The following is a 20,525-nucleotide window of genomic DNA, read 5'->3' on the forward strand; positions in this document are numbered from 1 at the left end:
GCCCACTGACAGCGAACAGTACTGTAAGATAGTGTTTCCCACGAAACCATGTGAACACCTTACAGTGCCGGCACGGTTTCCTCCGGTACTAATGACGCGGTCTATCATCGATCGACGCAGCAGCGAATCACAGTCCGCGGAGGTCGAGACTGGTTTGTGTCCCGATTGCGAGACCGACACGATCGTCCACGATCCGGACCGCGGCGAACAAGTCTGCAAACAGTGTGGCCTCGTCCTCACCGAGGACCCGATCGATTACGGGCCGGAGTGGCGAGCGTTCAACGCACAGGAACACGACGAACTCTCGCGCGTCGGTGCGCCGTTGACACAGTCGATGCACGATCGCGGATTGACGACGACCATCGACTGGCGGAACAAGGACGCGAACGGCCACTCGATGTCCGCGGACAAACACGGCCAACTCCACCGCCTCCGCGTCTGGCAGGAACGGATTCGGACGAAAAACGCGGGTGAACGGAACCTCAAGTACGCCCTCTCGGAGATCGATCGGATGGTCAGCGCCCTCGGCGTTCCGAAACCGGTCAAAGAGACTGCGAGCGTCATCTACCGGCAGGCTCTCGAGCAGGATCTCATCCGGGGCCGATCGATCGAAGGCGTCGCGACCAGCGCCCTCTATACGGCCTGTCGGAAAGAAGATATTCCACGAAGTCTCGAGGAAGTAACGTCGGTTTCACGGGTCGATCAACGCGAGATCGGCCGGACGTATCGATACATTGCGGACGAACTAGATATTAATCTGGAGCCGACGAACCCGCGACAGTTCGTCCCGCGGTTTTGCTCGGAGCTCGATGTCGGAACCGACGTCGAGAGCAAAGCGATCGAGATCATCGATCGGACGACCGAACAGGGGCTCCATTCGGGCAAATCGCCGACCGGGTTCGCAGCCGCAGCCATCTACGCGGCCGGCCTCCTCTGTGACGAGACCATCCCCCAGCGGGCCGTCGCCGACACCGCGCAGACGACGGTCGTGACGGTCCGGAACCGATATCGCGAGCAGCTCGAGGCGATCGATCAGCAGCCGGCTACATGATCGATCGCTCCGTCTCGTCGCCCTCTCGGTCCGCATCGACGATCGCCTGCAGCGTCGCGTAGGGGACGAACGCGATGAACTCGTCGGCCTCGTCGTAGAGTTCGACGCCGTTGTCGACGTATTCGTACCGATCGCAGTCGATCAGCCCCTCGGGCAGGATCACACGGAACATACCCCCACGGACACCGTCCAGCGGAATATAGGTGTGTGCCGTCTCACCGACGGGGGCGACTCGAGGGCGGACTTCCGGGGAGCGCGAGTCGTATCCTTTCGTAACGGCTTTTTTCTCGGCCCCAAATCCCATCCTATGGACGTACAGTCGTTTCTCGTCGCAACGCTGGTCGCTCACGTCGGGTTCGCGATCGTCGTGACGGGCCACGCGTTCGCGACCGATCGGGATGCCGGCATCTGGCCGTTCGTCACCCTGGCGTTCGGGCTGGCCGGGATCGCTGGCTACTTCTTCTACGACGAGACGGCGGACTCGGGCCGGATCTGAGTTCGGACGGGCGGCTGTCAGTCAGTGCCGGCGACGCAACCGGGTTGTGGGGTCGCCGGTCACTCGGGACAGCAACCCGTCTCAGTCCCCGGTTGCAACGGGTTCCTCGCCACCGGCTTGTGAGCCATCACCCCAGACGCCCGCGGAGAGGTCGATCCCGTCGGTCCACTTGCCGACGACGGACGCGACCGCGAGGTCGCCGGTCACGTTGTTCGTCGTCGCGATCCGTCCGAGGATCGGGTCGACACCGGCGACGAACCCGACGATCTCGAGGGGTAATCCGACGGCGTTCAGGATGACGGTGAGCATGATCAGCCCGGCACCGGGGACGCCGGCCGTGCCGATACTGATCAGGATCACGGTCGCGAGGACGATCAACTGATCGCCCAGTCCCAGCGAAACTCCGACCATGTTAGCGGCAAATACTACCGTCACGGCCTGTCTGATCGCTGCACCGTCCATGTTGATCGTCGCCCCGAGGGGGAGGCCAAAGCCGTAGACGGATTCGTCGATCCGCAGGTTCGTTTCGGCGTCAGTGATCGTCACCGGCAGCGTCCCGCTTGAGGAGCGGATGGTAAAAGCCGTCAACATCGCGTCTTTCGCGCCGTTGAGGAACGCCAGCGGTGACTGGCCGAGGATCCCCACGGTCATCAGGCCCAGATAGGTAACGGTCATGTGGACCGCGATTCCGATCGCGATGACGCCGACGAGCGCGCCCAGTTGCACGATCGCGCCCAGTCCCTCGGTCCCGATCGCGGCAGCCATCAGCGCGAAGACGCCGACGACGCCGTACTCCATGACACCCCAGACGATCTTGAACAGCGCCTGCGTGCCGGCGTCGATAAACGAGAAGAAGCCGTCGATCGCGTCCTCGATCGGCTCGTCGGTCGTCGACTCGCGGACGATCGTCAACGCCAACCCGAAGACGATGACGACGAAGATCGTCGCCAGAATCTCGCCGTTGACCATCGCGGCCAGCGGATTCTCGGGGACGATACCGAGAACCACTTCGGAAACCGACGGCGGTTCGGCTTGCTGGGCCTCGCCACCGGTGAACTCGACTGCCGTCCCGGGATCGAACAGGTTCGCGACCGCGAGGCCGATCACGGCCGCGATCGTCGTCGTCGCGGCGTAGAGCGCGACGGTCAACCCCCCGACTTTCCCGAGTTTCGACGGTGTCAGCTTGCGCATCCCACCGAGCAGCGTGAAGACGATCAGCGGGATGATCAACATCTCGAGCAGTCGCAAGAAGAGGTCGCCAAACGGGCTGAGAACGCCGGCGCGTTCGCCGGCGATCGCGCCGACCGCCGTCCCGAGAACGAACGCGACCGCGATACGGTAGATAATTGGGACGGAGCGATACTGCGTCCAGATTCGTCGCGGCACCGATTGCTGCGTCGTGGTCATCGACGCAGCCTATGAACTGGACCCATCAACCCGTGTCGCTACCGGTGAGAGTCGCCCATGCCTACAACGAACCCGGCCGGCGTGACCGCCGACGTGCCCCCGTCGTCAGGCCAGGAAGACGTGTCGCGGTCGGTCCGTGAGGATATCGCGGCCGAACTCGACGGTCTCCGAGAAGGCGTCGCTCCGGAAGAACTGCATGGCGTCCTCGCGGGCGTCCCAGCGGCTGGCGATGAACATGTCGTTGTCGTCCTCGCGGTTGACAAGCAGGTCGGTCTTGCGGTGGCCCTCCATGTCGGTGAGAACGCCCGCCACGTCGCCGAAGGTGTCGACGAAGTCGCCGCGGTGGTCGGGTTCGACGGTGTAGAACATCCCCATGGTGCCCCACGAATCGCTCTCGTCGTCGCCGGCCTGCCGGACGATTCCGGGCAACTCGGCGAGGAACCCGGCTGCCGTGTTCGCGGCCCGGTCGGTCTCCCAGAGGCTGACAACGGCGTTTTCACTCCCCTCACCGTTTGGCTCGTAGACTGCCGTCTTCACGTGGGTATCGTAGTGGTCGAAGTTCTCCCGGTAGCCGTCGACCTCCTCGAACAGTTCGTCGGCGTCGGCCGCCGAATAGAGGACGACCGCGTGGACGTCCTCGCCGTGGGGCTGGCCGGCGTAGATTCCCTGGTCCTCGAGTTCGTTGCGGAGGTCCTCGTCGTCGCTCCCGTGTGCATGGTCGCCGTCCCCACCGTGGGCACTCGAGTCCGCGTCGTGGTGGCCCTCGGCGTGGGGATGCGCGTCGTCACCCTCCTGTGGAACCGCCTCGCCGGCGAGGAAGGCCTCGAGGTGTTCGGGCGGGAACCGCCGTGCCGAGAGGAACCGACCGAACTCGGCGAAGCGGGAACTCGAGGGATCGAAGCGCATCTCGTAGAGCAGTTCCTTGACGTCGGTCGGGTCGTCGCCGAACAGGGTGATCCCCCACTCGAAGTCGTCGAGGCCGACGCTGCCGGAGATGATCTGGGTGACGCGGCCGGCGTAGTCCTTGCCGATCTCGCCGTGGTTCGCGAGGTAGTCGGCCCGCTCGTCGAAGGGCAGTTCGTACCAGTTGTGGTCTGGCCCGCGGCGCTTGCTCATCGGATAGAAGCTCAGGAACTCGCTGTCGGGGATCTCGGGTTTGAGCCGCGACTCGATGTAGCGCTCGAGACCGGTGTCCTCGACCTCGCTGTCCTCGTCGAAGTAGTCCTGGGACATGTAGCCCGAGACCTCCGTCACCGAGAGGTAGGAGTCGGCCCGCTCGGTGAACTCCGCGAGGGCGGTGTGTTCGAACCGCCGCTCGAGCGTGTCGATATCGGAAAGCGTCGGTCGGAGGTGAAGCACGAGGAGGTCGGCCTTGTGGCCCAGCACCGAGAAGACGGCGGACTCGCCCGCATCCGCGTCCCGAACGGCCACACTGGACTGTAGATAGTCGACGCCCTCGTCGATCGCCTGCGAACGGCGTCGTTCGGGGGCCTCTCGCCAGGCGTCCCAGTCGATCGACCGGAAGTCGTGCAAGACGTACCAACCCTCCTCCGTCTGTGGCGGTTGCCGTCGGTCCATGAGCGCGGGTTAGGTCGGAGATGCTAAGAAGGGCCGGGTTTCGGTTCGCTTCCCCGGCGTCGCCTCGTTCGGCGACGGCCACGCTCGTCGTCCTCGCCCCGCAGTTCGTCCGGTGGGAGTGACCGAAACGCTTTACCGCCGTCCGTTTAATCCACCCGGTACATGCGGAAAAGTGGACCGCCGAAAGGACTCATTGCCTATCTCGTCCTCGAACTCCTCGAGGAAAAACCGCGGTACGGCTACGAGATCTTGAAGGAAATTCGCGAGATCAGCGGTGGCCACTGGGAGCCCTCGTACGGCTCGGTCTACCCGATCCTCTACAAGTTCGAGGAGAAGGGGTGGGCCGAACGCATCGAGCGCGACGACGAACCCGATCGGAAGTACTTCGAACTGACCGACGACGGCCACGCGGAACTCGCGGACCGCCGTGCGAGCGGGTCGGAGAAGGCCCGCGACTTCGCCGACGTCATTCTGGGTTTCTTCCACGTCTACGCGGCGTTTTCGACGGACGATCGGTTCGAGATCCCCGACATCGAGGGCGAGTGGCGGTTCGACGAGACGTTCAGCCGGTGGGTCGTCGAACAGGTCGTCCGCCACTACGAACACTACTTCGACACCGAGTTCGAGCGACTCGAGGCGACGCCCGACGCGTTCTACGAGCGCCACGGGATCGATCCGGACGAGGAGTAGGGGCCGCCGGGACGGCCTCGAGTCCCCGAGTTGCGGGGAGATCGGTTCCGGAGGCGATCAGGTCGCGAGCAGTTGTGGCCCGAACAACATCAGGACGAAACTGAGCAGCATCGTCAGGCCGATCCCCGTCGTCACCACACGAACCATCCCGCGGGTCGCGTCGATCGGGAGTCGGGAGACGATCGCCTCGGTACTCGTCCGGAGGATGTGTCCGCCGTCGAGCGGGAACGCCGGAACGCAGTTGAAAAAGCCAAGCTGGATGTTGATCCAGCCGGTCCAGAACAGCAGGTTCGCCAGCAGGAAGACGGTCCCGTCCCCGAACGCGCCGAGCGCGCCCTGGGTCGTATAGAAGTTCTGAATCCCGCCGGTGAAGCCCGCGAAATTAAACGGCATGCCGCCGCCGGTGACGCCGATGACCGGCAGCAGTAACACCACGCCGATCTTGCCGAGGAAGGTGTCGGCGATGCCGCCGAACCGGGACTCGCCGTCTCCGCCGAGCACTGCCAGGTATTCTTCCGCGGGATAGAGCTGGACGCCGATGTCGTCGACCGAGATGCCGGCGGTCCCCGGATGCGGCCGGATGCCGAGGTAGCCGGTATCAGCCTGGGGATGTGCATCGAGCGTCAGTTCGTAGCTCCGGCGCTCGTCGCCGAAATAGCCCGCCACGGTGACCTGCTGGTCGGGCTCGCTGTTCTCGAGGAGCGAGCCGAGCGCCTCGTAGCTGTGGATCCGTTCGCCGTCGAAGCGAGTGATGACGAAGGTCTCGTCGGTCGGTCCGGTTTCACCCTCGAGCGGGCCGTCCTCGGCGATCGAGACCGCAGCGCCGATCGGCACCTCACGCTCGACGTCGTCCCCGCCGTCTGCGGGTGCGATCGTCAGCGTTGCGCGCTCGCTGTCGCCGACGGCATCGAAGAAGCCACGTTCCGTCGCGATCGTCCGCCCGTCGACGGCCCGGATTTCGTCGCCGACGGACAGGCCCGTCGGCCCGTCGGTCATCGCCGCGGTCACGAGCACCGATCGATCGACGGACACCGTCCGCTCGCCGTCGATCTCGACCGTTACCTGCTCGCCCTCGACCGCCTCGAGCCGGTCGGCGAGTTCGTCGTTGCCCTCGACTGCGGTCCCGTCGACCGCGGTAATCCGATCGTTCGGTTCGATACCGGCGTCGGCAGCGGGTGAGTCGGGTGCGACACCGCCGACGGCGGCACCGGGTGCGAGGGCGATCGAGCCGGCGACCGGTCCGAAGAGCAACGCGAACGCGAGGATCGTAATCGCGAAGTTGTTCGTCACGCCGGCGGCGAACATCCGCGTCTGGCCGCCACGGGAGGCCGCCTTGCTGCTCTCGTGATCGGGTTCGACGAACGCGCCGACGGGGAGAACAGCGAGCATGGCGATCCCCATCGAATCGATATCGATGTCTTCGACGCGACAGAGCAGTCCGTGGCCACCCTCGTGGACGACGAGCCCGACGAGCAGGCCGAAGACGATTCCGGGCGTCGCCGAGAGGGGGAGGAAGTCGTTGACGCCGGGGATGACGAGAACGTTGCGCGGCTGGCGGACGGGAGAAGACACGAGCTGGGGCGAGGACAGCGAGACCATGGCCGCCCGAATCAGGAACACGAACATGCTCACCATCACGACCAGCGCGATGCCGACGCCGAGGTTCGACCACGCCCGCCAGAAGCGCTTCGGCCGCGCGAGCCGATCGAGCAGGGCCCGGCCGCGTTTGGTGTGGAGCGTGAGGATCGGACCCTGGGTACCAACGTACTCGGGGAGTTTGCCGGCGTTTCGGAGCCCGACGACTGCGGCCCAGTAGAGAAGGAGGCCGACCAGAACCCACGTGACGAGTTCCGAGCCGAATAGTTCGGGCACTGAGACGACAGCGGGAGAGCCGTAATCCATCGATAGTATCTCGGGGTGGCGTTCTCAAATGGCTTTTGTCTATTCGGCCGACCGTTCGATCGGCCTCGACCCCACCCCGCCCGACTCGGACGCCGCCGGGAGACCGACGCGTGGCCGACGGCTGCTCACCGCTCCCGGCGAAGCCGCCCGACGACGAACTCCCGGTCGACCTTCGCGAGGAAGGGGCCGAGCTTCGGCCCCTGGTCCTCGTCGAAGAAGAGTCGGTAGCCCGCCGCGAAGAAGTCGCCGACGTCGACGTCGTGGCGTCTCGCAGTTTCGTAGATTTCGCCCTGGATCTCCTCGGGGTCGTGCCCCGCCTCGATGAAGTCGGCCAGTTCCGCGAGCGCGGCCTCGGTGTCCGCGTCGAACTCGTGGTCAGGGATCTCGGTGCGCTTGAGTTCGTAATCGAACTCGTTGCCCGTTCGGCGCGCCCAGTTGCGGGCCTGCTCGACCCGCTCGAGGGCACCCTCGACGGCCCACTCGGGCGCGTCGTCGGGAATGTGTCCCTCGCGACGGGCGATCTCCTCGCGCAGATCGGGATCGTCGGTCATCCCGAGCACGGCGGCGAACGTGTAGGGGAGCCGAATCCGCTCCTCGCGGGGTTCGTCGATCACGAACGGGTACACGCGCTCGGCGAAGGCCCGCTCGTCCTCGCTGGCCTCGATCTCGTCGAAGTAGACCGCCTCGAGCCGGTCGAACTCGTCGACCAGCTGGTCGAGCCGTTCGATGCTGAAGTCCCGGGCCTTCGCCGGGTCCTTGGCGAAGAAATAGCGCAGGACCTCGGGCTCGAGCAGTTCGAGAACCTCCGAGACGAGGATGACGTTGCCCTCCGAGGACGAAAAGGGCTCGCCCTCGAGGGTGAACCACTCGTAGACCATCGGCACCGGCGGCTCGATCTCGAGGACGTTGCGCGCGACGTCTTGCCCGCTGGGCCAGGAGCCTTCGGCGTGGTCCTTCCCGAAGGGTTCGAAGTCGACGCCGAGCAGCTGCCACTGGCCGGGCCACTCGAAGCGCCAGGGGAGTTTGCCCTCCCGCAGCGTGGCGGTGCCCTCGTGGCCACAGCCCTCGATGGTCTGGTCGCCGGCCTCCATGTCGGTACAGCGGTAGTCGACGGTCGGCGACTCGCCATCTAAATCGACGCTCGTCACCGTCTCGGTGATCTTGCCACACGCCTCGCAGATCGGGTTGAAGGGGACGTAGTCGCCCTCGGCGTCGACCGTGTCCTGATACTTCGAGAGGACCTCGCGTGCCCGCTCCCGGTGCTCGAGGACGAATCGCGTCACCGCCTCGAACTCGCCGGACTCGTACAGTTCCGTGTTCGAAACGAGGTCGATCGGCACGTCGACGGCGTCGGCGCTGTCCTGAATGATGGTCGAGAAGTGGTCGCCGTAGGAGTCACAACAACCGAACGGGTCCGGGATGTCGGTGTAGGGTGCACCGAGGTTCCGCCCGAGCGCGCCGGCGTCGACCTCGCCGAGATCGACGAGGTTCCCCTCGAGGTCACAGAGCGTTCGCGGGAGCTTTCGAAGCGGGTCGCGGTCGTCGGCGGTGAACACCTGCCGGACCTCGTACCCCCGGTCGCGCAGCACTTCGGCGACGTAGTAGCCGCGCATGATTTCGTTGACGTTACCCAGGTGGGGAACGCCCGAGGGCGAGATACCGCCCTTGATAACGATCGGCTCCGCCGGCTCTCGCTCCGCGACACGGTCCGCGACCGTATCGGCCCAGAAGGCGTGTCGCGCGTCGCCCGCGTCCTCGCGCTGGAGGGTGTAGGGACTGATCGCGTCCGACTCCGGGGCGTCTCCCGCGTCTCCGTCGGCACTCATTGCTCGTCGCTCGCCCAGTAGGTCGGTTCCTTGCCGGCAGCCTCGGGAACGACATCCGTTCCCTCGTGATCGCCGAACCGGACCGCGCGGGCGATCCGATCGGGATCCGTGCCGTCGAGCACGATCGTCCGCATCCCCGAGCGCTCGATGATCTTCGCCGCCAGCAGATCGACGGGTGCAGAGGCCCCCGCGTTCATCTCGAGGCCGGCGATGACGTCGACCAGTTCCCCGGCCGAGAGGTGGTCGTACTTGGTCGCGTCGGTGTCCTCGTTGGGATCGGCGCTGTAGACCCCGGGGACGCTCGTCGCGTAGACCAGCAGGTCGGCGTCGATGTACTCCGCGAGCGCGGCCCCGACCGCGTCGGTGGTCTGGGCCGGTGCCACCCCACCCATGATACAGATGTTGTCACGGCGGAGCGCCTCGCTGGCCTCCTCGTAATCGAGGGCCGGTGCGGTCACGGACTCCTCGCTCAGCGCGGCGATGAGCAGTCGGGCGTTGAGCCGCGTCACGTCGATTCCCAGCTGATCGAGTTCGATCTCGTTGGCTCCGAGATCCCGTGCGGCCCCGATGTACTCGCGAGCGACGCCGCCGCCGCCGACGACGGCTCCGACCCGACACCCCTCCGCGATGAGATCTTCGATAACGGCTGCGTGCTCGGCCACCCGATCCGCGCCGGGCTCGGGGACGAGGACGCTCCCGCCGATGGAGACGACCACTTTCATACTATCGCGGTGTAGCGGAGTTGCTATCTTAAGGGTTGTCAACTGTCCGGGCGTCGTGGTGACACACCGCTCGAGCACCGACGAGGCGAGTCCGCCGTCGATCCCGAGACCCGCCTTTCGGCTCACTCCTCGAGGGACAGGACGAGCCCGTCGCCATGCCGGTCGAACTCGGTGCCGAAGGGGGTCGATAGCTCGCGCATCCGGTCGCGAGACCACGCGGCCGCGTCCGGGCTCGCCTCGGAGACTGCACAGTCGTCGATCTCGGTCGGGTGCAGTCGGAGTTCGATCGGCCGGCCGTCGGGCGTCACCGCGAGGACGAACAGGAAGCTTCGATCGTTGCGCAACTCGGGATCGGCCCGATAGTCGTCGACGAAGTCGCCCGCGTCGTAGACGATCGGACTGCCCTCGTAGACCTCGATTCCCTGGAAGACGTGAGCGCTGTGGCCGTGCACGACGTCGACTCCTTCGTCGACCAGCCAGCGACCGAACTCCCGAAACGACTCGGGCGGCTCGGTGACCATGTTCGGACCCCAGTGAAGCGATGCGACCAGCAGATCCGGATTCGTCTCGCGTGCGCGCTCGAGCGTCTCGCGCACACGCTGTTTCGTTTCCGGATCGTCGACGTCGTCGTCGGACCGCGTCCGACTGCGCGAGTCGAGTCGCGACTCGTCGATTTCGATCCGTGCCGTCCCCGGAGACGCCTCGTCGGCCGCGTACTCCGGCGTATTGTCGGTGAGCGAGACGACGACCACGTCGAGTCCGCCGTCGCCCGCGTTCGATTCGTCGTCTGTGTCCGGGTCGTCGTCGCCTCTGTCCGAGCCGCCGATCGTTCGAACCGCCGGCTCGAGGGCCTCGTCGATCGTCGCTCCGGCACCCGCGTGGGCGATTCCGGCCTCGTCGAGCGCATCGAGGGTGTCCCGCAAGGCCACGACCTCGTAGTCGAGAACGTGATTGTTCGCCAGGGCGCAGATATCGACGCCGGCCCGCTCGAGTGCGGGGATCGCCCAGTCGGGATCGGCCCGGAAGTGAAACGGACGATGGGTCCGTTGCCACTCCCGCCCGCGAGTCGAGAGCACGCACTCGAGGTTGACGACGAGTCCGTCGAGTCCGCGCAGTCGCTCGAGGACGGATCCCCACACGGCCTCGACGGATCGGCGACGCTGGCGGTCGTCGACGAGTCGGCCGAGCATGACGTCGCCCGTGAAACCGATTCGAGGTGGCATAGACGAGGCTTCGTGGTGGACGGACAAAACACTCTCATACGGTCTGCTGTCGCTGGGTGTCGGCGCACCCGTGTGGGTACGGCGGAACTAACTGACAGGAGTCCGTATCGAGGTGACCGAATTTCGACCCCGTTCAGGCGACCTAGTTCGTCGTCTCTCGCGTGCGCGTCGAGCCGGATCACTGTCAGCGGCGACAGCTACAAAGTCCGACCCGACCATACCTCGGGTATGCACGTACTCGGTGTTCGAGACGAGGGAGCCGACGACGACGCGCTCGAGTCGGTCGTCGATCGGATCGTCGACCGGCTCGCCGAACGGGGACGCGTCGGCGTCGTCAGATACGACGCGACGATCGCGGACGGGACACACGCACGCGAGTCGATGACGCTCGGTGGGGACGTTACCTACGACCTCGGCGTCGACGGGGACTGGACCGCATCGGGGACGGGGTTGTCCGTCGGCGACGCGCTCGACAGCCTCGCAACCGACTGCGAGTACGCAGTGGTCGTGAACGTGCCAACGCTTCAGTACCCGTCGGTGATCGTGGGAGCCACTGCCGACGAGAGCGAGTCGGAGACGTGTCTTGGGGCCGTCGATGGACCCAGGGGCCTCGATCTCGACGCCCTCGTAACGGCCCTGGAGTCGGCCGAACCCCACGAAACCCTCGAGTCGCTGGTAGCCCGCGTGAAACGGTCGCCCCGAGCCGAGCGGGCGGGCGCGATCGCGACGTTTACCGGCCGGGTCCGTGCGAAAGACAGCGAGGACGACGCGCCCACCCAGTATCTCGAGTTCGAGAAGTACGAGGGCGTCGCCGACGAGCGAATGGCGGCCCTCGAAACCGATCTCGAGTCTCGAGACGGGGTTCTCGACGTCGAACTCTACCACAGAACGGGCGTCGTCGAGGACGGTGAGGACATCGTCTTCGTCGTCGTGCTCGCGGGACACCGGACGGAGGCGTTCCGGACGGTCGAGGACGGGATCAATCGGCTGAAAGACGAGGTCCCGCTGTTCAAAAAGGAAGTGACGGTCGAAGACGAGTTCTGGGTTCACGATCGATCATAACTGTTACATCCACTCGATAGGAGACTGGAATAAGAGAAACAGTTGTCGAAAACGAGATTCTATCGACCATGATAGAGCGAGGGGCGATAATGAGTTACAGATGGTTTTAAAACGTCTCGAAGGATCTGAGGCCGTTGTTAATAGTCAGGTAAACGAGGATAAAAGGTCTATTACCCCCCAGATAGCTGAACACAATCGAAATGCCGCTAATCATCCCGTCTTTATAACAGATATCCCCACCAAGGGGTAATCGTCGATGAGCACGACAGCCCAACCCTCCACGGAAAGCAAGGAACGCCGCCTGAAAAGTTACCTTCGCGAGCGTGCCGAAGACGGCGAGATGTACTTCAAAGGGAAGTTCATCGCGGACGACGTAGGAATGACGCCAAAAGAGATCGGCGCGCTGATGGTCAAGCTCTCGGACTCGGTCAGCGACCTCGAGATCGAGAAGTGGTCGTACACGAGCGCGACCACGTGGCGTGTCGCCCCCGCATAACGGTTCACCGACGAGATCGAGCCGCGTTGATCCGGTCCCCCTCGATCCGTGCCGGCACAGTACCGATGCGATTCGGGATGGTCGCAATGAGACGTCGCGTTCCCACGCTGACGTTCGGTTTTATACGGAACCCACGATAGCGGAGCCAACGCAGCAGCGCTGCCCGAGAAACGGCCGGCGCTGCCGACGACAGTCGTTTTATACCATGGGATGTTGAACCACCGATGATGGAGGATGTCGACCGGTCCGGATTCGACACGGCGGGATACGGTGGGCACTCGCCCGAGGACGGGCCGCCGATCGACCGCATCGAGTCGGTGTTTGCAGTCTACGAGATCCGCCAGGAAGCGGAGCAGTTGGTATACTACGGCGACCCACTGATGCACCCCGAACGGGTGATGCGAGAGCTCTGGCCCGCGTTCCACGAGCACGGCTACGACGCCGAACTCGAGGCGCGCCACGGCGAGTACGTGCTCGTCGCGGAGCCGTCGACCGTCGGCATCGACGGGATCCCGTGGACGAATCTCGTACTGCTGATCGCGACCGTCGGTTCGACGCTGTTCGCCGGGGCGTTCTGGTATCAGATCGATCCGTTCGCCGACCCGACCGCGATCGTCCACGCCTGGCCGTTTACGGCGGCCATTCTCGGCGTCCTCGGCGTCCACGAGATGGGCCACTACGTCATGAGTCGATACCACCAGGTCGACGCCTCGTTGCCGTACTTCATTCCGGTCCCGACGCTGATCGGGACGATGGGGGCGGTCATCAAAATGAAAGGCCGGATGCCCGACCGGAAGGCGCTGTTCGATATCGGCGTCGCCGGCCCGCTCGCGGGCCTGGTCGCGACGATCGGCGTGACCGTGATCGGGCTCCACCTGCCACCCGTGACCGTCGACCCCGCGTTACTCCAGAACCCCGACGCGATTCGGATCGAACTCGGCTATCCGCCGCTGCTCGAGTTGCTCGCGGCCGGCTTCGACCAGCCGCTGTACCGGAACGATCCGACGCGAGGAGTGAACCCGGTCGTCATCGGCGCGTGGGTCGGGATGTTCGTCACGTTCCTCAACCTGATTCCGGTCGGCCAACTCGACGGGGGACACATCCTCCGGGCGATGGTCGGCGAGTACCAGGAGACGATCGCCGCGCTCGTCCCGGGCGCGCTCCTCGCGCTCGCTGGCTACCTCTATTACTTTCAGGAGCACAGCCTGAACACCGTCTTCGTCTGGATCCTCTGGGGACTGCTGACGATGCTGTTCGCGTCGATGGGGCCGGCGACGCCCATCCGGGACGAACGGTTGGATCCGGGCCGGTTCGTTCTCGGGATCGTCACCTTCGGCCTCGGCTTGCTCTGTTTCATGCCGATTCCCGTGATGATCGTCGGCTGACATCGGTCAGCGGAGTGCCTATCCGTGCGTATACCCCCGATCCACGAGTTCGTCGCCGTCCATCGTTACGCCATCCGTCGCCGTTCGGACCGATCCGATCACCGATAGCGAGACGTCAGTCGCCTCGCGGACGGCCGGGAGCGCGTCCTCGGGAAGCGCCGCGACGAGTTCGAAGTCCTCGCCGAAGGTCGTCGCGAGTTCGAACGCCTCGTCCTCGCCGTCGGCGACCTCGCGGACGGCGTCGTCGATCGGAATTCGATTGGATTCGATCGCGACCCCGCAGTCGCTGGCTTCGGCGAGCTGATGGATCGAGCGGGCGAGTCCGTCGCTCGAGTCCATCATCGCGGTCGCGTGAGGGGCGAGCGCTCGACCGGCTGCGATCCGGGGGCAGAACTGAAAGAGGGCGTTCGCCCGCTCGAGCAGCCACTCGGTACCCTCGTCGCCGCCGTCAGCGTCGTCGCCGTCGTCGGTCCCGCGGGCCGCCCGGTCGAAGTACTCGAGTGCCGCCGCGCTCCGTCCGAGGGTTCCGGTAACACAGACGACGTCGCCGGGACGGGCACCGCTTCGCGGGACGGGGTCGTCGGTCCGACCGATCGCGGTCGTCGCCACGGTGAACTCGTCGTGGCCGTCGAGATCGCCGCCGACGTATTCGGTATCGACCAGTTCGCAGACGTCGCTCGCACCGCGAACGAACGCGAGCAGTTCGTCGCGATCGAACGTCGGAGCGGCGTAGGCGGCGACCGCCGCCGTGGCCTCGGCACCCATCGCCGCGACGTCCGACAGCGACGCACCGACGGCGCGCCAGCCGGCCGTATAGCGGGTCGTTCCGTCCGGAAAATCGGTCCGGTCGTGGAGCATGTCCGTCGTGACGACCAGTCCATCGACGACGGCCGCGTCGTCGCCGGCCCCCTCGAGTTCGTCCGACAGGAGTCGCAGGGCGGCTCGTTCGTCCATACCCCCCGTTTCGACTCGAGGGCGAAAAACGGTCCGGGCCACAGGCGGCTGCACAGATACGATGGTCTTAAATGCCGCCGACGGGAATCACACGCCAATGGCTACGATGTACGACGTTCCGGCGGACGACCTCATCGAGGCGCTCGCCGACGATCTCGCGGATCGACTCGAGGAACCGGAGTGGGGAGCGTTCGCCAAGAGTGGCGTCGACAAGGAACTCCCGCCCGAACAGGAGGACTTCTGGGCCACCCGCGCCGCGAGTCTCCTGCGCAAGGTCGCCGACCGCGGTCCGGTCGGCGTCGAGCGACTCTCGACGGAGTACGGCGGCGCGAAAGGCGGCTCCAACCGCTACCAGGTCGCGCCCGACAAACGCGCCGACGGCTCGAAGAACCTGATCCGGACCATCCTCCAGCAACTCGAGGAAGAGGATCTCGTCGAGACCGCCGAGGGCGAAGGTCGCCGAATCACCGCCGAGGGCCAGAGCCTGCTCGACGACACCGCCGGCACCGTCCTCGAAGAACTCGACCGTCCGGAACTCGAGCGATACGCGTAATCGGAGCATCCGTTTTCGTGTCGGTTTCACCGTCCAGAGCCATCGCTCCCGTCGTCCGTAATCATTTTCCGGCGTGCCGGACAAGTACGGCATAACTATGAGTGGTTCACCGGACGAGGAGAAACTCGAGGAACTCCGACAGAAGAAAATGGAGCAGCTACAGGACCGCGCCGAGTCCCAGCAGGGCGAGGCCGGGCAGGAGGCGGCCAAACAGCAGGCCGAGGCCCAGAAGAAGGCGGTCCTGCGACAGCACCTGACCGACGAGGCCCGCAAGCGACTCAACACCGTCAAGATGAGCAAGCCCCAGTTCGGCGAGCAGGTCGAACGGCAGGTCATCAGCCTCGCCCGCAGCGGCCGCATTCAGGGCAAGATCGACGACGAGAAGATGAAACAGCTCCTCAAGGAGCTCAAGCCGGACTCGCAGAGCTTCGACATCCAGCGCCGGTAATGGAGCTCGGACTGCTCTACAGCGGCGGCAAAGACTCGACGCTCGCCGCGCTCTTGCTCGAGGAGTTCTACGATGTCACGTTGCTGACGGCCCATTTCGGGATCAGCGACGACTGGAAACACGCCCGCGAAACGGCCCGCGCCGCCGGCTTCGATTTCGAACGCCTCGAGTGCGATCCCGACGTCGCCGGCGAGGCAGTCGGTCGGATTCGGGACGACGGCTTTCCGCGAAACGGCATTCAGCTGGTCCACCAGCACGCCCTCGAACGACTCGCTGACCGCGAGTTCGACGCCATCGGGGACGGGACGCGGCGCGACGACCGCGTCCCGACGGTGTCGCGAGCACAGGCCCAGAGCCTCGAGGATCGCCACGGCGTCGACTACATCGCGCCGCTATCGGGCTTTGGCCGGTCGGCCGTCGACCGGCTCGTCGACGCGCGACTGGACGTGACAGTTGGCCCAAGCGAGGACATCGACAGAGCGGATTACGAGGCAGAGCTCCGGACGCTCCTCGCCGAGGAAGCGGGACCGGCGGCGATCGAGGAGTGTTTTCCCGACCACGATCAGACGTACGTCACGAACGTCCGTTGACCGATCGCTGCTCGAGGCAGGCGATCGCCGACCGCCGCCGAACGGAAGGATAAAAGGCCGCCGTCGCCGAACGGGTTCCCATGTACGACCGGATCAAGGGCTTTCGTGACTTTTATCCCGGCGAGATGGCCGCCAGACGAGCGACCATCGACGTTCTGGAGGACACCGCCCGCGAGTACGGGTTCCGCGAGATCGGGACGCCGGCGCTGGAGCGTGCCGAGATGTGGACCGACAAGAGCGGCGACGACATCGTCGACGAGCTCTACTCCTTCGAGGACCAGAGCGGTCGCCACGTGACGTTGACCCCCGAACTGACGCCGACGGTCGCCCGGATGGTCGTCGCGAAACAACAGGAGCTCTCGAAGCCGATCAAGTGGGTGTCGACGCGACCGTTCTGGCGCTACGAGCAGGTCCAGCAGGGCCGGTATCGGGAGTTCTACCAGACCAACGTCGACATCTTCGGCTCGTCGGCACCCGAAGCCGACGCCGAGATCCTCGCGTGGGCGGCCGACGCGATGACCGGCCTCGGCCTCACCGGCGAGCACTTCGAATTCCGGGTCTCCCACCGGGACATCCTCGGGGGGGTCCTGGAGAGCTACGACACCGACGTCGACACCGAGGCGGCGATTCGCGCGGTCGACAAATCCGACAAGCTCTCGCAGGTCGAGTATCACGATTTACTGATCGACGCCGGCCTGTCGGCCGAGCAGGCCGCCGAGTTCGACGACCTCATCGCGGGCGGCGATCTCGACGAGGTAGAGGCGTTCGCCGACACCGAGCGCGTCACCGCTGCCGTCGACAACCTCCAGAACGTGCTCGCCGCCGCCGAGGACTTCGGCGCTCGCGAGTACTGTACCGTCTCGCTGGAGACGGCCCGTGGACTGGACTACTACACGGGCGTGGTCTTCGAGTGTTTCGACTCGGCGGGCGAGGTTTCACGGTCGATCTTCGGCGGTGGCCGCTACGACGACCTCATCGAGAGCTTCGGTGGCCAGCCGACGCCCGCGGTCGGCGTCGCGCCGGGCCACGCGACGCTGTCGTTGTTGTTGCAGCGGGCGGGCGTCTGGCCCGAGGAAGAAGTAACGACGGACTACTACGTCCTGCAGATCGGCGACACGCGGTCGGAGGCGGCCCGGATCGTCGGGGAACTGCGCGAGCAGGGCCACGTCGTCGAGACCGACATCGCGGGTCGTTCCTTCGGCGCGCAACTCGATTACGCCGATTCGATCAACGCCGAGACCGTGGTCATCGTCGGCGAACAGGACCTCGCGAACGACGAGGTCACGATCAAGGACATGGCGTCGGGCGACCAGACGCAGGTTCCGGTCGACGAGTTCCCCGGCGATCTCGAGCGGCCGACGTTCGACGATCTCGCGTAGCGAACGCGTTCGCCCGTCTATTTAAACACCCTCTATCGCGTGGGGGTAATCCGATTAGGTTCCCGATAGACAGGAATTAAAGGGGGTATTAACGCCCGAGAGTGCCAATCCTCAGTCGTGAGGTGACGACCAATGTCTACAACGAAAGCCACCGTTCAGTGGTTCGGCAGGCGGGAAGAGTTCGAGTACGCCGATTCGGTCGCCGGCTACCTGCTGGTGGCGGTGCGGCTGCTCGTCGGCTACTGGTTCCTCCACTCGGGATGGACCAAGTTCGCGTTCGTCGCAGGGGAGCCGTTCAACGCGGGGGGCTACCTGCAGAACGCTTCCTCGCCCATCGCCGGCCTCTTCGAGGTCGTGGCCGGGACGCCCTGGCTGCTCGAGTTCACCAACGTCGTGATTCCCCTCGGTGAGTTCCTGATCGGACTGGGACTCATCCTCGGGGCGCTCGTGCGCCTGGCCGCCTTCTTCGGCGGCGTGCTCATGACGTTGTTCTACCTGGGCAACGCCGACTGGGCACACGGCTACGTCAACGGGGACCTCCTCGGACTCCTCATGTTCGTGATCATCGGCGTCTTCGCCGCGGGCCGCATCCTCGGCGTCGACGCCTCCCTCGAGCAACTGGAGTTCGTGCAACGGCGACCGTGGCTGCGCTATCTCCTCGGCTGAGGCCTTCCGGCCCGGACTGCTTTTTCGGGGGATCACGACCACTCTCGGTCGCGTCGACCGGGTCGAACCGGTCGTCGGTGACGAACGCCTCGGCCGCATCGCGTCGTTCGATCGGCGAGTGACCGGTCTCGACGAAGTGATCGAATCGCACGGCTGCAGTCGCCAGTGTCGTCCCCATCGGCCCGGTACTGCCACTCACACGCTCCACAGTACGCGCTCAACACGAGTGGCCCGTCGAAGGCCTTCTAATGAACGACGGGGTTCAGACAGTGATGGCTTAGTTGTCTACTCGTACGTCGGGCCGAGTGCAGGTCCAATCATTAACTACGGCGGTGATGTACCACGTCCGATGGCCGACGCTGACGCCGACACCCGCCCGAACGTCCTGTTCGTACTCACCGATCAGGAGCGATACGACCCCAGCGCACCCGACGGGCCGCCCGTCGAGACCCCGACGATGGACCGACTCTCGAGCGAGGGGATCCGCTTCGAGCGGGCGTTCACGCCGATCAGCATCTGCTCGAGCGCTCGCGCGTCGCTGCTGACCGGGCAGTTTCCCCACGGGCACGGGATGTTGAACAACTGCCACGAGCCCGACGCGATCCGGACGAACATCCCCGACGAGCTGCCGACGTTCTCGGAGGAACTCGTCGCGGCCGGCTACGACCTGACCTACACGGGCAAGTGGCACGCCGGTCGCGATCGGACGCCGGCCGACTTCGGCTTCTCGTATCTCGGCGGGAGCGACACGCACCACGACGACATCGACGAGGCGTTCCGCGAGTACCGCAGGGAGCGGGGCACGCCCGTCGACGAGGCGACCCTCGAGGAGGAGATCTACACCGGCGAGGAGCCCAGAGACGGCGACGAGGGGACGTTCGTCGCCGCGAAGACGGCCGTCGACGTCGCGGAGACGCGCGCGTACTTCCTCGCCGAGCGGACGATCGACGCGATCGAGTCCCACGCCGACGGCGACCGTGACGGCCCCTTCTTCCACCGAACGGATTTCTACGGCCCTCACCACCCCTACGTCGTCCCGGAACCCTACGCCTCGATGTACGATCCCGACGAAATCGAGCCGCCCGCGAGCTACGCGGAGACCTACGACGGGAAACCGCGGGTCCACGAGAACTACCTCGCCTATCGCGGCGTCAGCGACTTCGACTGGGACATCTGGGCCGAAGCGCTCGCGAAGTACTGGGGCTTTATCACGATGATCGACCACCAGTTCGATCGGATCCTCGACGCGCTCGAGGAGCACGGACTGGCCGAGCAGACAGTCGTCGTCCACGCCTCGGACCACGGCGACTTCGCCGGGAGCCACCGCCAGTTCAACAAGGGACCGCTGATGTACGACGACACCTACCACATCCCGCTGCAGGTCCGCTGGCCAGGCGTGGCCGACCCGGGTGCGACCAGCGAAGCCCCCGTTCACCTGCACGACCTGGCGGCGACGTTCCTCGAGATCGCCGACGTTCCCGCGCCCGACAGCTTCGATTCGCGGAGTCTGGTTCCCATACTCGAGAACGGCGGCGACCCACCCGACGGCGTCGACTGGGCGGATTCGTCGTTCGCACAGTATCACGGCGACGAGTTCGGACTCTACAGCCAGCGGATGGTCCGGACCGATCGCTACAAGTACGTCTACAACGGGCCGGATATCGACGAACTCTACGACCTCGCGGCCGATCCCGACGAACTGCACAATCTGATCGACCACCCCGAATACGAGGACACCCGGAGCGCACTGCGCGAGCGGCTGATCGAGTGGATGCACGAGACGGACGACCCGAACCGGGTCTGGGTGAGTGGCGTCCTCGAGAACGCCTCGTAGCTATCCCGTCCTCATCGGGCGGTGGCGCGTGCTGTCGGCCGGCCGAGTGCGAACGAGGACGGTCGATGACATCGCGCGAGGGATGAGCGAGCGACCGACGGGAGCGAGTGAATCGGTTGGGGAGGGCGTGGCCTCCATGCCGCCACGAGAGCACAGCGTCGCTGTTGGCGTCGTCTGAACGATAGCAGAGCGCTCGGTGGCGTTCTCGGAGGAGACGACTCCGCGATCCGATTCCGGAACGGAAGCGTACGTTTACGGTCCCG

General features: G+C 65.4%; 20 protein-coding genes. 12 read left to right on the forward strand and 8 right to left on the reverse strand.

Annotated features, from left to right (window positions below; genetic code table 11):
• Window positions 1-91 precede the first annotated feature (91 nt).
• Window positions 92-1,051: a transcription initiation factor IIB gene (locus J0X27_RS05715; protein WP_207271440.1), complete on the forward strand. Its 960-nt coding sequence runs from the start codon at window positions 92-94 to the stop codon at window positions 1,049-1,051.
• Here J0X27_RS05715 and J0X27_RS05720 read toward each other — a convergent pair.
• Window positions 1,044-1,223 carry a hypothetical protein gene (locus J0X27_RS05720; RefSeq protein ID WP_207271441.1) on the reverse strand — a complete coding sequence of 60 codons (180 nt, stop codon included), beginning with the start codon at window positions 1,221-1,223 and terminating at the stop codon, window positions 1,044-1,046. The genes J0X27_RS05715 and J0X27_RS05720 overlap by 8 nt on opposite strands.
• A 135-nt stretch (window positions 1,224-1,358) precedes the next feature.
• On the opposite strand from J0X27_RS05720, the gene J0X27_RS05725 reads away from it, so the two are divergent.
• Window positions 1,359-1,547 (forward strand): hypothetical protein, encoded by a 189-nt coding sequence (locus tag J0X27_RS05725; RefSeq protein WP_207271442.1) that lies wholly within the window; start codon window positions 1,359-1,361, stop codon window positions 1,545-1,547.
• An 81-nt stretch (window positions 1,548-1,628) separates the two neighbouring features.
• Here the strand turns inward: J0X27_RS05725 and J0X27_RS05730 are convergent, their stop codons facing one another.
• On the reverse strand, window positions 1,629-2,954 hold the full coding sequence (locus J0X27_RS05730; protein ID WP_207271443.1) for a dicarboxylate/amino acid:cation symporter: 1,326 nt from the start codon (window positions 2,952-2,954) through the stop codon (window positions 1,629-1,631).
• 105 nt (window positions 2,955-3,059) lie between these two features.
• Window positions 3,060-4,532 (reverse strand): heme-binding protein, encoded by a 1,473-nt coding sequence (locus J0X27_RS05735; protein WP_207271444.1) that lies wholly within the window; start codon window positions 4,530-4,532, stop codon window positions 3,060-3,062.
• A 162-nt stretch (window positions 4,533-4,694) separates the two neighbouring features.
• On the opposite strand from J0X27_RS05735, the gene J0X27_RS05740 reads away from it, so the two are divergent.
• Window positions 4,695-5,222 (forward strand): PadR family transcriptional regulator, encoded by a 528-nt coding sequence (locus J0X27_RS05740; RefSeq protein WP_207271445.1) that lies wholly within the window; start codon window positions 4,695-4,697, stop codon window positions 5,220-5,222.
• A 57-nt stretch (window positions 5,223-5,279) separates the two neighbouring features.
• Here J0X27_RS05740 and J0X27_RS05745 read toward each other — a convergent pair whose 3' ends face one another.
• The 4 genes from J0X27_RS05745 to J0X27_RS05760 form a co-directional block, all read right to left on the reverse strand.
• A complete protein-coding gene (locus J0X27_RS05745) occupies window positions 5,280-7,124 on the reverse strand; it encodes a site-2 protease family protein (RefSeq protein ID WP_207271446.1) in 1,845 nt (614 codons plus the stop codon).
• Window positions 7,125-7,249: 125 nt separating this feature from the next.
• Entirely contained in the window at window positions 7,250-8,950 is a 1,701-nt protein-coding gene (lysS, locus tag J0X27_RS05750) for a lysine--tRNA ligase (RefSeq protein WP_207271447.1), read from the reverse strand.
• Entirely contained in the window at window positions 8,947-9,672 is a 726-nt protein-coding gene (pyrH, locus tag J0X27_RS05755) for a UMP kinase (RefSeq protein WP_097378083.1), read from the reverse strand. The genes lysS and pyrH overlap by 4 nt, the downstream gene beginning before the upstream one ends.
• A gap of 122 nt (window positions 9,673-9,794) precedes the next feature.
• Window positions 9,795-10,895, reverse strand: a complete 1,101-nt coding sequence (locus tag J0X27_RS05760; RefSeq protein WP_207271448.1) for a CapA family protein — start codon at window positions 10,893-10,895, stop codon at window positions 9,795-9,797.
• 228 nt (window positions 10,896-11,123) lie between these two features.
• Here J0X27_RS05760 and J0X27_RS05765 point away from each other — a divergent pair, with 228 nt between their 5' ends.
• The 3 genes from J0X27_RS05765 (at window position 11,124) to J0X27_RS05775 (ending at window position 13,838) form a co-directional block, all read left to right on the forward strand.
• Window positions 11,124-11,957 carry a molybdopterin synthase gene (locus J0X27_RS05765; RefSeq protein ID WP_207271449.1) on the forward strand — a complete coding sequence of 278 codons (834 nt, stop codon included), beginning with the start codon at window positions 11,124-11,126 and terminating at the stop codon, window positions 11,955-11,957.
• A gap of 256 nt (window positions 11,958-12,213) precedes the next feature.
• Window positions 12,214-12,453 (forward strand): DUF7123 family protein, encoded by a 240-nt coding sequence (locus J0X27_RS05770; RefSeq protein ID WP_097378080.1) that lies wholly within the window; start codon window positions 12,214-12,216, stop codon window positions 12,451-12,453.
• 227 nt (window positions 12,454-12,680) lie between these two features.
• Window positions 12,681-13,838 carry a site-2 protease family protein gene (locus J0X27_RS05775; RefSeq protein ID WP_207271450.1) on the forward strand — a complete coding sequence of 386 codons (1,158 nt, stop codon included), beginning with the start codon at window positions 12,681-12,683 and terminating at the stop codon, window positions 13,836-13,838.
• Window positions 13,839-13,856: 18 nt separating this feature from the next.
• Here the strand turns inward: J0X27_RS05775 and thiL are convergent, their stop codons facing one another.
• Window positions 13,857-14,792: a thiamine-phosphate kinase gene (gene thiL, locus J0X27_RS05780; protein WP_207271451.1), complete on the reverse strand. Its 936-nt coding sequence runs from the start codon at window positions 14,790-14,792 to the stop codon at window positions 13,857-13,859.
• 97 nt (window positions 14,793-14,889) lie between these two features.
• Here thiL and J0X27_RS05785 point away from each other — a divergent pair, with 97 nt between their 5' ends.
• The 6 genes from J0X27_RS05785 (at window position 14,890) to J0X27_RS05810 (ending at window position 20,262) form a co-directional block, all read left to right on the forward strand.
• Entirely contained in the window at window positions 14,890-15,345 is a 456-nt protein-coding gene (locus tag J0X27_RS05785) for a 30S ribosomal protein S19e (protein ID WP_207271452.1), read from the forward strand.
• 97 nt (window positions 15,346-15,442) lie between these two features.
• Window positions 15,443-15,793, forward strand: coding sequence for a DNA-binding protein (locus tag J0X27_RS05790; RefSeq protein WP_207271453.1), 351 nt, complete (start codon window positions 15,443-15,445; stop codon window positions 15,791-15,793).
• A complete protein-coding gene (locus J0X27_RS05795) occupies window positions 15,793-16,383 on the forward strand; it encodes a DUF7411 family protein (RefSeq protein ID WP_097378076.1) in 591 nt (196 codons plus the stop codon). The genes J0X27_RS05790 and J0X27_RS05795 overlap by 1 nt, the downstream gene beginning before the upstream one ends.
• An 80-nt stretch (window positions 16,384-16,463) precedes the next feature.
• Entirely contained in the window at window positions 16,464-17,762 is a 1,299-nt protein-coding gene (gene hisS, locus J0X27_RS05800; RefSeq protein ID WP_097378075.1) for a histidine--tRNA ligase, read from the forward strand.
• Window positions 17,763-17,894: 132 nt separating this feature from the next.
• Window positions 17,895-18,428 carry a DoxX family protein gene (locus tag J0X27_RS05805; RefSeq protein ID WP_207271454.1) on the forward strand — a complete coding sequence of 178 codons (534 nt, stop codon included), beginning with the start codon at window positions 17,895-17,897 and terminating at the stop codon, window positions 18,426-18,428.
• Between the two features lie 349 nt (window positions 18,429-18,777).
• The gene (locus J0X27_RS05810; RefSeq protein WP_207271455.1) at window positions 18,778-20,262 is read left to right on the forward strand and encodes a sulfatase family protein; all 1,485 of its coding nucleotides are present in this window, start codon (window positions 18,778-18,780) and stop codon (window positions 20,260-20,262) included.
• Window positions 20,263-20,525: the final 263 nt, after the last annotated feature.

Origin of the sequence: Natrinema longum (assembly GCF_017352095.1) — an archaeon.
Classification (GTDB): Archaea; Halobacteriota; Halobacteria; order Halobacteriales; family Natrialbaceae; genus Natrinema; species Natrinema longum.